The following is a 16,780-nucleotide window of genomic DNA, read 5'->3' on the forward strand; positions in this document are numbered from 1 at the left end:
GGCGGCGGCTCAGGCCGGAGTCTTGTCGCTGGCGTAGCGGGACATCATCAGCGCCGTATTGGTCTTGCGGTCGGCATTGACCTGCTGCACCGTGGGCCGCTCGGCCATGCGCGCCAGGTACTCGCGCACGGGCAGGTCGGCCAGCACGTCGCGCCCGCCAACGATCTTGCTGGCCGCGCTGACCAGGGGCAGGTGGACGATGGCGCAGCAGTCGGCCAGCGTGAAGCTGTCGCCCGCCACAAAGGGTGAGAAACGCGCGAGTTTGGCGAAGGCCGCCACGTTCTTGTCGAGCTGGGCCAGCGTGCGCTCCCGGGTGGAGTCGCTGACCTGGCCGCCAAAGAAGGCCTGCGGGTAGAGGATGCGCGCCACCAGCTCCAGGTGCAGGTCCAGGTACACGCACAGCTCGCGCACCTTGGCGGCCTCGAAGGCGTCGGCCGGCAGCAGGGCCGGCGAGGGCGACAGCGTCTCCACGTACTCGACCATGGCGGCCGACTCGCACAGGCCCCGGCCGTCGTCGATGCGCAGGTACGGCACCTTGCCCAGCGGCGACAGTGCCATGTCGGTCTCGCCCAGCCAGTCCAGTTCCTCGTTGAAGGGCAGCTGCTTTTCCAGCAGGGCCAGCTTGACCTTGTTGTAGTAGTTGCTGGCCGCGAATCCGCACAGGGTGAGCATGGGTGTCTCCTTGGGTTGTTTGTGGTGAAGGCGAGGGTGCGCGCCTGTGATGGTAGGGGCGGGCAGGGCATGGCGCGGTCCCGGAGATGACGACTGGGGCAGACCCCTAGAATGGCGCCATGCCGCTTCGCCTGCCCTCCACCTTGGCTGCCTGCGCCCGCTGGGTGCTGGGGCTGTGGCTGTGCGTGGCGCTGGCATCGGCGTTTGCGCCGCTGGCGCGTGCCTCGGGCTGGGAGCGCCTGTGCTCGGCCGCTGGCGAATCGGTCTGGGTGCCATCGCCGGCCGGTCAGGACAATGCCCTTGCCGGAAGCCACGGCATCGACTGCCCGCTGTGCCTGCCCCCGCTGGCGCCGCCGCCCGCCCGGTGCAGTGCGGCCCCGGCACCGCTGATGGCAGATGCGCAGCCACGGGCGCACCCGGCCTCCGTCCACAGCGTGGCCATGCCGGCCTTGCCGCAGGCCCGCGCCCCGCCCCGGTGACTCCCCATTTCAATCCCTGCCTCTTTCGCTTGGCTTTTGTTTTTGCAATGCACACAGACCGTGCTGCAACGTATTGAATTTTCTGGAGAAACCGTGATGACACTGCGTCAATGGACCACCCCTTTCCTGATCGCCGCCTCCCTGTCCATGGGTCTGGCCCATGCCCATGCCGATGCCGCCCACGTCAAGGCCGACGCCGCCTGGGCGCGTGCCAGCGTGCCGGGCCAGCAGGCCACGGGCGCCTTCATGCGCCTGACGGCCGAGGAGCCGCTGCGCCTGGTGGGCGTGGAGTCGCCCGCCGCCGGCGTGGCCGAGGTGCATGAAATGAAGATGGAAGGCGATGTGATGCGCATGCGCGCCATCGACGGCCTGGACCTGCCCAAGGGCGTGGCCGTGGACCTGAAGCCCGGCGGCTACCACGTCATGCTGCAGCAGCTCAAGAGCCCGCTGCTCAAGGACAGCCAGGTGCCCATCACCCTGGTGTTCAAGGATGCCAAGGGCGAAACCTCGCGCCTGAGCCTGCAGGTCCCCGTGCGCGCCATGGCGCCTGGCGCGGCGGCTGGCCCGGCAGCGGGCCACGGCGGCGGCCACGCCGGCCATTCGCACTGAGCCGGCGCCATTGCACCGGGTTTGTGCGCAGCCGCATGCGCATGACTTGCCGTGGACTTGGCGTGTGCCTGGGTTAAGCTGGGAGCATGGCCGGTATCCTTCGCCGGCATGCTCTTCCAACCCAGTCCTAGCGAGTGCTGCCATGAGTGACGCGTCCTCCTTCGGTTTCGGCAAGTTCATCCCCGGTTTCGACTTCCTGCAGGGCCTGGCCCAGAGCGCGGGATCGGCCACCGCCCGGCCCCTGGGGCGCCTGCCCGAATGGGTGGCGCCCACGGTGAGCATCGAGGAGGTGGACAAGCGCATCACCGAACTCAAGGCCGTGCAATTCTGGCTGGACCAAAATGGCAAGGCGCTGGCCGCCACCATCCAGGCCCTGGAAGTGCAGCGCATGACGCTGTCCACCCTGCAGGGCATGAACGTCAGCATGGGTGAACTGGCGCAGGCCTTCCAGTTCCCCGCCGCTGCAGCCGCCACCGCTGCTGCAGCCACTGCGGGCAAAGGCGCCGCCAGCGCGGGGCAGTCCGACCACTCGGACTGGCCCATGTCCTCCGCCGGCAAGGCCGGCAAGCAGGAAAAGCCGCAGGCCGCGCCCGCACAGCCCCCTGCCGAGCCGCCTGCAGCTGCTGCGGCCGCTGCATCCGCGGATGCCGGCAGCAAGGCCTCCGGCCCTGAAGCTTCTGCGCCCAGGGACGAGCCGGCCCAGGCCGCCGCCATGGGCCAGGCCATGCAATGGTGGGGCGCACTGACCCAGCAATTCCAGCAGATCGCCGCCAAGGCCATGGCCGAGCCCATGGCCCCCGAGGCCGTGGCTGCCGCACAGCGCGCCACCGGCATGGCCGGCGACATCGCCAAGGCCGCCATGGACCGCATGACGGCCCAGGCTGGCGCCTTCGCCGCGCAGGCAGGCAAGGCGGCTGCACCGGCGGCCAAGGCCCCGGCCGGAGCCGCCAAGGCGCCTGCGAAAGCGCCAGCCAAAGCGCCAGCCAAGGCAGCGGCCAGGAAGACGGCGGCAAAGACCACCGCAAAGACAACAGCCAAGGCACCGGCCGCAGGCAAGGCGCCGGCCAAGAGCCGGCCACCGCGCTGAGCGGGACGGCGGCTCCCATGGATGGTCTAGAGCCCTCCGCAAGCCGGGCGCTGGCAGGGCTAGAAAGAAGGTTGGAATGTCGTTGTTTCCTGTAGGCCATGCCAGCCATTCCGACTGGCGCGCCGCGGCCGATGCGGTGCTGCTGCAACTGCGCTCGCAGATGGCCGATCCGGGCCACGCGCAGCGCCCTCGACTGGGCCTGGTGTACCTGTCCCACGCGCATGCCGCCCATGCAAGACCGCTGCTGCAGCATCTGGCCAGGGCCTTGCCCCATGTGGCGGACTGGGCTGGCTGTTCGGCCGGTGGCGTGCTGGCCATGTCCCATGAATACCTGTCCGGCTCCGCGCTCGCGGTAATGCTGCTCGATGTGCCGGCCGCGCACTACCGCCTGTATTCGGGTCTGGCGCCCTTGCATGCGCCGGGCGGCGAGGCCGGGTTCACGGCCCATTCGGCCCTGGTCCATGCCGGAGGCGGCCAGCCCGAGCTGGCCGAGTTGCTGTACGAGCTGTCCGAGCGCACCGAGTCCGGCCTGCTGTTCGGCGGCGTGGGCGATGACGGGGACGATGGCGTGGAGGGCGTGCAGATCGCCTGCCGCACCGAGGACCTGCATGCGCAGCATGCGGATGCGCGCGGCATTTTTAGCGGAGGCTTCTCGGGCGTGGCCTTCGGTGCGGGCGTGCCCTGCATCACGGGCATGGCCCAGGGCTGCGTGCCGCTGGGCGAGGGCCTGGAGATCACCGAGGCGCGCGGCGCCCTGGTCACCGGGCTCAATGGCGATCCGGCCTTGCAGCGCCTGCTGCAACTGCTGGGCGTGGAGCTGGAAGGCAGCGACTGGCAGCCCGCGCTGACCACGGTGCGCAGCACGCTGGCGGCCATTGCGCCGCCGGGCCGGGGCATGGCCCACGGCGTGCTCACCGAAGAGGCCCAGGTACTGACCCTGGTCGGGCTGGACCCGCTGCGCCAGGGCGTGGCCCTGTCATCGGCCGTGGAGGCCGGGCATTCGGTGATCTTCTGCCGCCGCCAGGCCCAGGTCGCGCGCCAGGAACTGCTGCAACTGGGCGCTGCGCTGCGCGATGCGGCGGAGCCCGAGGAGGCGGCGCCCGAAGGCGAGGCACAGCCCCGCATCCGTGGCGCCATCTACATCAGTTGCCGGGGCCGCGGCGGCGGCCTGTTCGGCGGCCCCGATGCCGAACTGCGCACCCTGCGCCACGCACTGGGCGATGTGCCATTGATCGGCTTCGTCGCCGAAGCCGAGATCATGGATGCCCGCCTGCACCGCTTCGCCGGGGTGTTGACGGTGTTCACTGCTTAGGCGTCGTACACGCCGTACACGCCGTACACGCCGTACACGCCGTACACACGGTACACACCGTCTGCACCTCAGACCGCGCGCGGGCGCACCGTGCCTGCGCTGCGATCCGGGTCCATGGCTGCGGCCCCCAAAAAATCGAAATCCACGGCCGGCTGCCTGCCGCTGACTAGGTCGGCCAGCGCCATGCCGGAGCCGCAGGCATGGGTCCAGCCCAGCGTGCCGTGGCCGGTGTTCAGGAACAGGTTGGCGATGGGCGAGCGTCCGATCAGCGGCACATTGCTGGGCGTGGCGGGGCGCAGGCCGCTCCAGAACTGGGCGCGCCCGGTATCGCCGGCGCCTGGGAACAGTTGCTGCACGCGCCGCACGATGGCCTCGCAGCGCACGGGGTCCAGGTTGCGGTCGTAGCCGTTGAACTCGGCCGTGCCGGCAATGCGCAGGCGGTCGCCCTGCGCGCCCGTGTAGCGCGAGAACACCAGCTTGAACTCATCGTCCGTGAGGCTGACCTGGTAGGCCTTGGCGGGGTCCAGCACCGGCAGGGTCACGGAGTAGCCCTTGGCCGGGTAGATGGGCAGGTGCAGCCCCAGCGGCTGGGCCAGCAGCGGGCTGAACGAGCCCATGGCCAGCACATAGGCGTCGCCCTGGATGCGTTCGTAGCGGCCATCGGCATTGGTCACTTCCACATGGTCGATATGGCGGCTGGCGCCTGCGCCCGTGGTGCGCAGCGCCATGACGTGGTGGCCGTGGCGGAACTGCACGCCCGTGGTGGTGGCAATGCGTGCCAGCTCGCGCGTGAAGAGGTTGGCGTCGCCCGATTCATCCTCGGCCGTATAGGTGGCGCCCGCTATCTGCCCGCGCACATGGGCCAGGGCCGGCTCCAGGCGCACGGCTTCGTCGGCGTCAATCAGGCGGCGGTCGCAGCCCAGGGCCTGCATCTGCTCGGTGGGCTTGAGAGCGCCCTCGAACTCACGGGCGTTCGTGTAGAAGTGCAGGATGCCCTGCATGCGCTGCTCGTACTGGATGCCGGTGTCCGACCGCAGCTGCTGCAGGGCCTCGCGGCTGTAGGTGCCCAGGCGAACGATCTGCTGGATGTTGTGGCGCGTGCGCGCGGGCGTGCAGTTGCGCAGGAAGGACAGGCCCCAGAGCCACTGGCGCATGTCGGCGCGCAGGCGAAACAGCAGGGGGGCGTCCTGCCGGCCCAGCCAGCCCAGCAACTTCAGCGGTGCGCCGGGGTTGGCCCAGGGTTCGGCGTGGCTGACCGAGATCTGCCCGCCGTTGGCAAAGCTGGTTTCGGCTCCGGGCGCAGCCTGGCGGTCGATGACCGTGACCTCGTGGCCCAGGGATTGCAGATAGTAGGCCGAGGCGGTGCCGATCAGGCCGGCTCCGAGAACGATGACGCGCATGACAATGCCCTTTCAAAGGCATGTGCCGGTCACGCGGAAGCTGGTAGCTATGGATTCAATAGCAAGCAGCCTGCGTCCGTCGTGACGCAGCTGCCGCTCCCCCTGTCCTTGGTACCTGAGAGATTCACCGCCGTCCATGGGAACGGGGCTTGCTCCTTCGGTGCGCCGCATATTGCGTGCGGCGGCTCTCCAGACGGCATGTTGTGTTTGCAGTACGGAACCTGAGCGTGTATGGGAGTTTGCGCCTTCGGTGAGGCTCGGCACCGTGGTGCCCGCCTGCTCTCCTGCAGGGGCGATTCTATGTGGCTTGCGGAGCCAGTTCCAGTTGTACTGGGGATATCACCAGTTGCCACCTGCATGTGGTGTGGCTGATTCAGGGTATTCCCTAATTCGCTCAAGAGCCGCCCTCGTAACGCTGGTGTAAACCTTCGGGCTCATGAAAAAAACTATTGAAATAGAAAAAAACATGATTTAGCCTATCGGTATGTGTGGTGGTTTGACAGCGCATGTTCTGATCGATTGAACCTCCATGGGGTAACCATGGGTTGTATATCTGTCGGATAGGCGACTTACCGTTGCACAGGTGAAGGTCTATGGAAACTGGCCCGCCACTGGAAAAAATACAAGCACGGTGAATATGGTTCGTTGAGGGAGGAAAAAAATGATTTGCATCGCAAACCCGGCTGAAGGTGTGCCCGGCTCAATGGGCAATGGAGCAGTGCGCAAGCGCTGATGGAAATCCACCTTTTTTGATTGACGCGCAGGATCTGCGCGAAACCCTGTTACTTCCAATGTCACCGGTTGCAAGGTGAGTTGTGAGTTCTTGACTCAAATAGAACTATCCGAGGTGCGGCGATGCAAATGCGCTGGGTACAACTGATGGCCATTGCCATTGGGGAAAATATTTTCCTGTCTGATTTCCTTGAAAAAATGGGGAATATCATGCGCGTTCTTGATCGCCTGCTTGGTTCGGTGTTTTTACGAAAATGGCGTGCAGCGAGGTACTTGTTCTCGTTGCTGCTGCTTTCGTGCGCCGGTATTTCATCCACGGCACTCGCGGCGACCATCGTTTTCACGGTCACCGACAACAGCGACGCTCCAAATGCCAATGCAACGACACCAACCACCTGTGTCAGCACGCTGGGGGGTACCTTTGCTGGCGCATGTACGCTGCGAGCGGCCATTCAGGCAGCCAACTACACGCTGCAAACGCTGGATCCGAGTGCCGATGTTTCCATCGTCTTTGCACCGACACTGACCACGTCGGTGCGAACCATACAGAGCGGGACATCCAAGGATGCGGCGGGAAACCTCCATCCGTATGTCGACAATCAGACGGTTTACGTGCGCTGTGCCAATACATTCGTCAGCGGCGCTCAGTCCGGCGCCGTGACGGGAGCCACCAATGCCTGTGGTCAAACCCAGATGATCAGCGGCGGCGATACGGGCACCACCACTGGTGCCGGTGGTGCCTGGTACTGGCTCAAAGGCACCGTGCCAGCCGGCACGGGCTCATTGACCATCGATTTCGGGGGAGTCATACAAGTCCAGAACTGGGCGGACTCCCCCTGGGAAACTTTTTATCTTGGTGGGAAGAACATCACGCTCACCAATTCGCCCAACATGACCTGTGGCGAAGCAGTATTCGTCGTTGGCTCCCCGGCGAACAATGTCACCATTGATCGCGTCGGCCTGGTGAATGTGGCTCCAACTCCTGCGGGAGAGGGGACGCCGTTCAACTGCGAGCTGTACGCGGAGATTCATCAAGGCGCACAAAACGTATTCTTTACCAATAGCACGATCAATTCCGCGATATGGAATGGAAATTTCGGCAATAACAGGGGCTCGGCCATTTCCGTTGCCGCAAGCAACGGTACAGGCACGGTTTCCAACATCGTTGTCGATAATTTCACGGTAACGAATCTGCCCAACCCTATCGGGGGAATGCAGCTCGAGCAGTTTTTCCAGGTCATGTCGAACATGACCGTCAACGGATTGACGATCAAAAATTCGAATATCGCACTGAGCCCGACTGGTGGAAATGCGCCCAGGGCCGTGGTGACGGTTGATGGAGCGATCAACCTAGACAATGGAATCGGTCTTGCCGTGACGGGTAATACCTTCTCGCTGCCTATTGCCGCCTATACCGCTTCATCGCCAATGCATGTGTCGGCATCAACGGTGAATACGGCAGCCTCAGGCACGACGCAGGTAGTGACGGTGACCGATAACAACTTCACTGGCGGCGGGGACGGGGTGAATATCGGTGGTACGGGTACGGCACCAGGGTTGATTGGCAACAACAAGATGACAAGCCAGTCGAGAAGTGCCATCCGTATCACTACGCGTGATTTCTTCAAGATTTCTCAGAACACGCTGTTTTCCGTGCCTGTGGCTGCAAACTCAGGCATCAGTTTGCTGACGACGGCCAATGGACAAACCGGATGGACCCCCACCCTTGGCGTTGGCGCCAGTGACACTGCCGCCTGCACCTGGACATTCAATATCACGGCAAATGCCAATGCGAGCGAGCCGGCACCGTATACGGTGGAAGCCTTTTGGTCGCCGACCGGCGCGGGCGTCAACGATGCGCAGGTCTATCTGGGCTCCGAAACCATGGCCGGAGCCTCGGGAACGCTGACCGTTCCTTCGTATCTCAGCGGCCAGGTGCGAGTCACAGTGACGGACAGCAATTCCGGCGGAGCCCAGACCTCGCAGCTTTCAACGGCTGCAAGCGTCACCGGTTTTCCCTGTGCCCTGAAATCCGGCGTTCTGGCGACGACCAACAATCAACCTGTCGGCAGCAGCGACTTGCTGGAGGTCTACATTGTTGACGGCCAAGGCAATGCCTGGACGGGGGGCAGTGACACCGTCACCTTCGCAGCGCCGCCTGCAGGTGTCACGTTCAATGGCAGCTCCGCCGCAGTCAGCTGCACGACCAACTCCAGCGGAAAGTGCGCGTCTCCCATCAATGCCAGCAGCAGTGTCGCCGGAACATTCACGACACCCGTGACCTTGTCGTCGTCAGTCGCTGGTGCCACGTTCTCCAATCTTCCATTGGGTGGAAGTCCGGTATCTGGCGCAGTGACCTATCAGCCTTCGCCGGTTGCTTACAGCTTCACCGGGCTGCCGGCCAGCACGAGCGGGTCTGAAATCGCCGCGAGTCCGCCATCGATTGCGGCCAACGGCGTCTCCACCAGCACCTTGGCCGTGCAGTTGAAGGATGCTTTAGGCAACCTTGTCACCACCTGTACCGATACGGTGGCCTTCACCCTCAATGCGGGGACGCAAGGCGTTCCTGCCGTCAGCGTCACGGGCTGCAGTGCCGGCATGTACACGGGGACGGTGACATCGCCGGTGCTGGTCGGCAGCGGCACCTTCGGGTTCACCATCAACGGGTCTGCGGCTGTTGCCACCGCAACGGTCTCCTACGCGGCTGCAACGCCGAGCACGAGTGCATCCACGATAGTCGCCACACCGGCATCGATCGTGGCCAACGGCAGCTCCACCAGCGTGCTGCGCGTGCAACTGGTCGATGCCAGCAGCAATCCGATCAACACCTGCACGAACACCGTGGCATTCACCCTGAACGGCGGAACGCAGGGAACGCCCAATGTGGGTGCGGCCTCATGTACCGCCGGCATCTATACGGGCACCGTCACATCGCCCACGGCCGTCGGCAGCGGGATCTTCGGATTCACCATCAACGGCTCTGCCGCAGTTGCTACGGCTTCAGTGAGCTACACGGCGGGTCCGCCAAGTACCAGCGCCTCGACCATCGTTGCGAGTCCGACCTCGATCATTGCCAGTGGCACCGCAACCAGCACATTGACGGCGCAGCTCAAGGATGCGTCAGGCAATTCGATTGCGACCTGTGCCAATACGGTGGCCTTCACGCTGAACAGCGGAACACAGGGCTCGCCTGCGGTCGGCGCGGGGTCGTGCAGCGCAGGGGTGTACACGGCAACCGTCACGGCACCTACCGCAGTCGGCAGTGGCACCTTTGGCTTCACCATCAATGGCTCGGCCGCCACGGCTACGGCTGTGGTGAACTACACGGCCGGCCCGCCCAGCAATGGCGCGAATGGAAACCTGATCAGTGCCAGTCCGCTCAGCGTTTTCGCAGACAACACTGCCACGAGTTCGATCAGCGTGGCCCTGCGCGATGCCAATGGCAATCCCGCCACGGATACGGTGGCGCACACGATTGTCTTCACCAAAACGGGCGTGGGCACGACCACGCCGGCCGCACCCACGTGCACGATCGCGGCCAACGCCAATCCGGCCACCTGCTCCGTGACGGTGAAATCGGCCACGGTTGGCACCGCAAGTTTCACGGCAACGGACAATGGAACGGCCGTGAGCAATGGCAGTCCGGTATCGGTCAACTTCATTGCCGGGCCGCCCAGCAATACAGCCAGTGGCAATCTGCTCAGTGCTACGCCGCTCTCGGTGATGGCCGACGGTACGAGCACCGGCACGGTGACCGTTGCACTGCAGGACGCCAATGGCAATGCAACCGTCGATACGGTCGCCCACACCATCGGCTTTGTCCATACCGGCGCCGGCACGCCGTCGGCAACTTCCTGCACGATTGCGGCCAATGCGAATCCAGCGCGCTGCTCCATCACGGTGACATCCACCGTGGCGGGTGCGGCGAGCTTCACAGCCACGGACAACAACGGCACCACCACCCAGAGCGTGGCAAATGGCAGTCCGGCCGTGATCAACTTCACGGCCAATGCCGCCGACCCCGCCAGGTCGGGGGTGCGTACCGTCAGCAGTCCGGTCACGGCCAATGGCTCGGCGACAGATGTGCTTGAAGCGTTTGTGGGAGATGTCAACGGCAATCCGGTGGTCGGAAGCGTTGTCACGTTCTCTCCCACCGCAAACATCACCTTCAGCGGTACCTGCACCACCAATGCGGCCGGTACCTGCCAGGTCACCGCCAAGACAACCGTCGCGGGTTCCTACACTTCCGGCGCAAGCATCGCGAGCGGCGCATTGAGCGGCAGCGGCGTCAGCTCCGGTGGCAATACGTACGGTGCGACGGCTGCCTATGTCTTTACGGCAGGTGCCGTCGATCCCGCCAATTCGACCATGTCGGTCGATGTGAACAACCAGGCAGCCGGCGGCGGCCAGGACGTCGTTTCCGTGGTCACCAAGGATGCGTTCGGCAATCCGGTCACCGGCGTTGCCGTGAACTTCAGCGTGACGCCCGCCGGAGCGGCACCTGCCACCGCCAGCTGCACGACTGCTGGTGCGGCGGCGACCTGCTCGGTGTCGTTCACCAGCGTGACCGCATCGACTTACTCGGCTGCCGCCACGGTGGGGGCAGTTGCCATCGGCAACAGCCCGCAATCGATGGCCTTTGTCGCCGGCAATGCCTCGGCAAGCAATTCGGGCCTGCGTGTCGTGAGCGACAACGCGGCTGCAAATGGCACGGCAACCGATGTGGTGGAAGCGTATGTGCGCGATGCCGGTGGCAACCCCAAGGGCGGCGAGGTCGTGACCTTTGCCGGTACTCCCGGCGTGAAGCTGAACGGTGGCGCGGACGGCGCGTCAGCCACTTGCACCACTGGAACAAGCGGCGCAACTTTGGGCATCTGCTCGATCACTGCCACCAGCACAGCAAGTGGTACCTACAGCATCGCCACCAGCATTCCTGCCGGAACCCTGGGTGGCACGTTCACCGTGGGGGCAAACGCGTATTCGCCAAGCGCCGCACAAATTCATTTTGTGAGCGTGGTGAACCTCAGTGTCACCAAGGCCAACCCAGGCAGCCTGGCCGTAGGTTCGCCCTTCAACTACACCTTCACGGTAGCGAATGCGGCGAGCGCCCTCGGTCCTGCAACCAGCGTGACCATCAAGGATCTGGTGCCTGCAGGTATCCGCATCACGGGTGCGCCGACAGGTGCGAACGTGGCCAGTGTGGACTGCTCGCCCAAGCCCAACACCTTCCCGTTTACGGGCAATGGCAGCACTGTCCTGACGTGCACGGTGAACTTCACGGCTTCGGTCGCAGCCGGTGGCAACACCAGCTTCAACCTGCCGGCTGTTCCGACGGCTGTGGGTTCGAGCACGAACACGGCTTCCTATGATCCGTCCGGTGGTACCAGCCCGGTCAATCCGACGGCAGGTTGCACGACGGACTGCTCGTCGACGCCCGCCACCCCAGTCAACCCTGGTTCGCCCACGCTGGCGGTCAGCAAGGCCAACCCCGGCAGCTTGGCTGTGGGGACTGCGTTCAACTACGCCTTCACGGTAGCGAATGCGGCCAGTGCCTTTGGTCCCGCCACCAGCGTGACCATCAAGGACTTGGTGCCTGCAGGCATCAGCATCACGGGCGTGCCGACTGGTGCGAACGTGGCCAGTGCGACCTGCACACCCAACGCCTTCCCGTTTGCGGGCAATGGCAGCGCCGTCCTGACGTGTACGGTGAACTTCACGACCTCGGTCGCAGCCGGTGGCAGCACCAGCTTCAACCTGCCGGCTGTTCCGACGGCTGTGGGTTCGAGCACCAACACGGCCTCCTACGATCCGTCGGGCGGCATCAACCCCGTCAATCCGACGGCGGGTTGCACGACGGATTGCGCATCGACGCCTTCCACGCCGGTGACCCCTGGTACTCCTGCGCTGACAGTCACCAAGGCCAATCCCGGCAGCCTGGCCGTGGGCACGCCGTTCAACTACGCCTTCACGGTAGCGAATGCGGCTGGAGCCTTCGGCCCTGCCACCAGCGTGACCATCAAGGATTTGGTGCCTGCGGGTATCAGCATCACGGGCGTGCCGACTGGTGCAAACGTGGCCAGCGCGACCTGCACGCCCAACACCTTCCCCTTCGTGGGCAATGGCACGGCGATCCTGTCTTGCACGGTGAGCTTCACCACGCCGGTGGCGGCCGGTGGCAACAGCAGCTTCAATCTGCCGGCTGTGCCGACGGCGGTGGGCTCGAGCACGAACACGGCCTCCTACGATCCATCGGGCGGCATCAGCCCGGTCAATCCGACGGCGGGGTGTACGACGGATTGCGCATCGACGCCTTCCACGCCGGTGACCCCTGGTACTCCTGCGCTGACGGTCACCAAGGCCAACCCAGGCAGCCTGGCGGTGGGCACGCCGTTCAACTACGCCTTCACGGTAGCGAATGCGGCTGGAGCGTTTGGTCCCGCCACCAGCGTTACCATCAAGGATCTGGTGCCCGCAGGCATCAGCATCACGGGAGTGCCGACCGGCGCGAACGTGGCCAGCGCGACCTGCACGCCCAACACCTTCCCGTTTGCGGGTAACGGCAGCTCCGTGCTGACGTGTACGGTGAGCTTCACCACGCCGGTGGCGGCTGGCAGCAACAGCAGCTTCAACCTGCCAGCTGTGCCGACGGCTGTGGGTTCGAGCACGAACACGGCCTCCTACGATCCGTCGGGCGGCATCAGCCCGGTCAATCCGACGGCTGGTTGCACGACAGACTGCGCTTCCACACCGGTGACTCCAGTCACTCCTGGCACGCCTGCGCTGACAGTCACCAAGGCCAACCCCGGCAGCCTGGCTGTGGGCACGCCCTTCAACTACGCCTTCGCGGTAGCGAATGCGGCTGGAGCGTTTGGTCCCGCCACCAGCGTGACCATCAAGGACCTGGTGCCGGCAGGCATCAGCATCACGGGTGTGCCGACCGGCGCAAACGTGGCCAGCGCGACCTGCACGCCCAACACCTTCCCGTTTGCGGGTAACGGCAGCTCTGTGCTGACGTGTACGGTGAACTTCACTGCGGCAGTGGCGGCCGGTGGCAACACCAGCTTCAACCTGCCGGCTGTGCCGACGGCTGTGGGTTCGAGCACGAACACAGCCTCCTACGATCCGTCGGGCGGCATCAACCCCGTCAATCCGACGGCGGGTTGCACGACGGATTGCGCATCGACGCCTTCCACGCCTGTGACCCCTGGCACGCCTGCGTTGACGGTCACCAAGGCCAACCCGGGCAGCTTGGCCGTAGGTTCGCCCTTCAATTACACCTTCACGGTAGCGAATGCAGCGAGTGCCTTCGGTCCTGCCAGCAGCGTGACCATCAAGGATCTGGTGCCTGCGGGGATCCGCATCACGGGTGCGCCGACAGGCGCGAACGTGTCCAGTGTGGACTGCTCGCCCAAGCCCAACACCTTCCCGTTCACGGGCAATGGCAGCACTGTCCTGACGTGCACGGTGAACTTCACGACCTCGGTCGCAGCCGGTGGCAACACCAGCTTCAACCTGCCAGCTGTTCCGACGGCTGTGGGTTCGAGCACCAACACGGCCTCCTACGATCCGTCGGGTGGCATCAGCCCCGTCAATCCGACGGCCGGTTGCACGACGGATTGCGCATCGACGCCTTCCACGCCGGTAACCCCTGGCACGCCTGCGCTGACGGTTACCAAGGCCAACCCTGGCAGCTTGGCTGTGGGTACGCCCTTCAACTACGCGTTCTCCGTGTCCAATGCCGCCAGTGCCTTCGGTCCCGCCAACAGCGTGACCATCAAGGACCTGGTGCCGGCAGGCATCAGCATCACGGGTGTGCCGACCGGCGCAAACGTGGCCAGTGCGACCTGCACGCCTAACACCTTCCCGTTTGCGGGTAACGGCAGCTCCGTGCTGACTTGCACGGTGAACTTCACTGCGGCAGTGGCGGCCGGTGGCAACACCAGCTTCAACCTGCCGGCTGTGCCGACGGTGGTGGGCTCGAGCACCAACACGGCTTCCTACGATCCGTCGGGTGGCATCAGCCCCGTCAATCCGACGGCAGGGTGTACGACAGACTGCGCTTCCACACCGGTAACTCCGGTCACGCCAGGCACGCCTGCGCTGACGGTTACCAAGGCCAACCCGGGTAGCCTGGCTGTGGGGACTGCGTTCAACTACGCGTTCTCCGTGTCCAACGCTGCCGGTGCCTTCGGCCCCGCCAACAGCGTGACCATCAAGGACCTGGTGCCGGCAGGCATCAGCATCACGGGTGTGCCGACCGGTGCAAACGTGGCCAGTGCGACCTGCACGCCCAACACCTTCCCCTTCGTGGGCAATGGCAGCTCCGTGCTGACGTGTACGGTGAGCTTCACCACGCCGGTGGCGGCTGGCGGCAACAGCAGCTTCAACCTGCCAGCTGTTCCGACGGCGGTGGGCTCGAGCACCAACACGGCCTCCTACGATCCGGCGGGTGGCATCAGCCCCGTCAATCCGACGGCAGGGTGCACGACAGACTGCGCTTCCACACCGGTGACTCCAGTCACGCCGGGTACGCCAGCGCTGACGGTCACCAAGGCCAACCCGGGCAGCCTGGCTGTGGGAACTGCGTTCAACTACGCGTTCTCCGTGTCCAACGCCGCCAGTGCCTTCGGTCCCGCCACCAGCGTGACCATCAAAGACCTGGTGCCTGCGGGTATCAGCATCACGGGCGTGCCGACTGGTGCAAACGTGGCCAGCGCGACCTGCACGCCCAACACCTTCCCGTTTGCGGGTAACGGCAGCTCCGTGCTGACTTGCACGGTGAACTTCACGGCTTCGGTCGCAGCGGGTGGCAACACCAGCTTCAACCTGCCGGCTGTGCCGACGGCGGTGGGCTCGAGCACGAACACTGCCTCCTACGATCCGTCGGGCGGAATCAGTCCGGTCAATCCGACGGCCGGTTGCACGACGGATTGCGCGTCGACACCCACCACACCGGTCACGCCTGGCACGCCAGCGTTGACGGTCACCAAGGCCAACCCCGGTACCCTGGCTGTAGGCACGCCTTTCAACTACGCCTTCACGGTAGCGAATGCGGCTGGAGCCTTCGGCCCTGCCACCAGCGTGACTATCAAGGACCTGGTGCCTGCGGGCATCAGCATCACGGGAGTGCCGACTGGTGCAAACGTGGCCAGCGCGACCTGCGCGCCCAACACCTTCCCGTTTGCGGGTAACGGCAGTTCCGTGCTGACGTGTACGGTGAGCTTCACCACACCGGTGGCGGCGGGCAGCACCACCAGCTTCAACCTGCCGGCTGTTCCGACGGCTGTGGGTTCGAGCACGAACACGGCTTCCTATGATCCGTCCGGTGGTACCAGCCCGGTCAATCCGACGGCAGGTTGCACGACGGACTGCTCGTCGACGCCCGCCACCCCAGTCAACCCTGGTTCGCCCACGCTGACGGTCAGCAAGGCCAACCCCGGCAGCTTGGCTGTGGGGACTGCGTTCAACTACGCCTTCACGGTAGCGAATGCGGCCAGTGCCTTTGGTCCCGCCACCAGCGTGACCATCAAGGACTTGGTGCCTGCAGGCATCAGCATCACGGGCGTGCCGACTGGTGCGAACGTGGCCAGTGCGACCTGCACACCCAACGCCTTCCCGTTTGCGGGCAATGGCAGCGCCGTCCTGATGTGTACGGTGAACTTCACGACCTCGGTCGCAGCCGGTGGCAGCACCAGCTTCAACCTGCCGGCTGTTCCGACGGCTGTGGGTTCGAGCACCAACACGGCCTCCTACGATCCGTCGGGCGGCATCAACCCCGTCAATCCGACGGCAGGTTGCACGACGGATTGCGCATCGACGCCTTCCACGCCGGTGACCCCTGGTACTCCTGCGCTGACAGTCACCAAGGCCAATCCCGGCAGCCTGGCCGTGGGCACGCCGTTCAACTACGCCTTCACGGTAGCGAATGCGGCTGGAGCCTTCGGCCCTGCCACCAGCGTGACCATCAAGGATTTGGTGCCTGCGGGGATCAGCATCACGGGCGTGCCGACTGGTGCAAATGTGGCCAGTGCGACCTGCACGCCCAACACCTTCCCGTTTGCGGGCAATGGCAGCTCCGTGCTGACGTGTACGGTGAACTTCACTGCGGCAGTGGCGGCCGGTGGCAACACCAGCTTCAATCTGCCGGCTGTACCGACGGCTGTGGGCTCGAGCACGAACACGGCTTCCTACGATCCGTCGGGCGGCATCAGCCCGGTCAATCCGACGGCAGGGTGCACAACAGACTGCGCTTCCACGCCGGTTACTCCAGTCACGCCGGGTACGCCAGCGCTGACAGTCACCAAGGCCAACCCGGGTAGCCTGGCTGTGGGGACTGCGTTCAACTACGCGTTCTCCGTGTCCAACGCCGCCAGTGCCTTCGGCCCTGCCAACAGCGTGACCATCAAGGACCTTGTGCCTGCGGGTATCAGCATCACGGGCGTGCCGACCGGCGCAAACGTGGCCAGTGCGACCTGCACGCCCAACACCT

The 16,780-nt window shown here is 65.0% G+C and carries 7 protein-coding genes and 1 riboswitch; of the genes, 5 read left to right on the forward strand and 2 right to left on the reverse strand.

Translation table 11 applies throughout. The features are described from left to right. Positions 1-9: 9 nt before the first annotated feature. Positions 10-672: a glutathione S-transferase family protein gene (locus KDK82_RS26070; protein ID WP_012202455.1), complete on the reverse strand. Its 663-nt coding sequence runs from the start codon at positions 670-672 to the stop codon at positions 10-12. Between the two features lie 119 nt (positions 673-791). Between KDK82_RS26070 and KDK82_RS26075 the strand changes: the two genes are divergently transcribed. From KDK82_RS26075 to KDK82_RS26090, 4 genes are all read left to right on the forward strand, one after another. Then, the gene (locus KDK82_RS26075) at positions 792-1,151 is read left to right on the forward strand and encodes a hypothetical protein (protein WP_013800287.1); all 360 of its coding nucleotides are present in this window, start codon (positions 792-794) and stop codon (positions 1,149-1,151) included. A 96-nt stretch (positions 1,152-1,247) separates the two neighbouring features. Next, positions 1,248-1,760 carry a copper chaperone PCu(A)C gene (locus tag KDK82_RS26080; RefSeq protein ID WP_088166617.1) on the forward strand — a complete coding sequence of 171 codons (513 nt, stop codon included), beginning with the start codon at positions 1,248-1,250 and terminating at the stop codon, positions 1,758-1,760. A gap of 142 nt (positions 1,761-1,902) precedes the next feature. Beyond that, entirely contained in the window at positions 1,903-2,847 is a 945-nt protein-coding gene (locus KDK82_RS26085; RefSeq protein ID WP_088166618.1) for a PhaM family polyhydroxyalkanoate granule multifunctional regulatory protein, read from the forward strand. Between the two features lie 76 nt (positions 2,848-2,923). Beyond that, entirely contained in the window at positions 2,924-4,159 is a 1,236-nt protein-coding gene (locus KDK82_RS26090) for an FIST N-terminal domain-containing protein (protein WP_034397936.1), read from the forward strand. Between the two features lie 68 nt (positions 4,160-4,227). Here the strand turns inward: KDK82_RS26090 and KDK82_RS26095 are convergent, their stop codons facing one another. Continuing rightward, positions 4,228-5,559 (reverse strand): D-amino acid dehydrogenase, encoded by a 1,332-nt coding sequence (locus KDK82_RS26095; protein WP_012202460.1) that lies wholly within the window; start codon positions 5,557-5,559, stop codon positions 4,228-4,230. Positions 5,560-5,651: 92 nt separating this feature from the next. Next, positions 5,652-5,762: riboswitch (glycine riboswitch) on the reverse strand. A gap of 658 nt (positions 5,763-6,420) precedes the next feature. Here KDK82_RS26095 and KDK82_RS26100 point away from each other — a divergent pair. Beyond that, positions 6,421-16,780 (forward strand): invasin domain 3-containing protein (locus KDK82_RS26100; protein WP_256974557.1); only part of this gene is annotated, 10,360 nt, incomplete at its 3' end.

This window comes from Delftia sp. K82 (assembly GCF_002193035.1).
Classification (GTDB): Bacteria; Pseudomonadota; Gammaproteobacteria; order Burkholderiales; family Burkholderiaceae_C; genus Comamonas; species Comamonas acidovorans.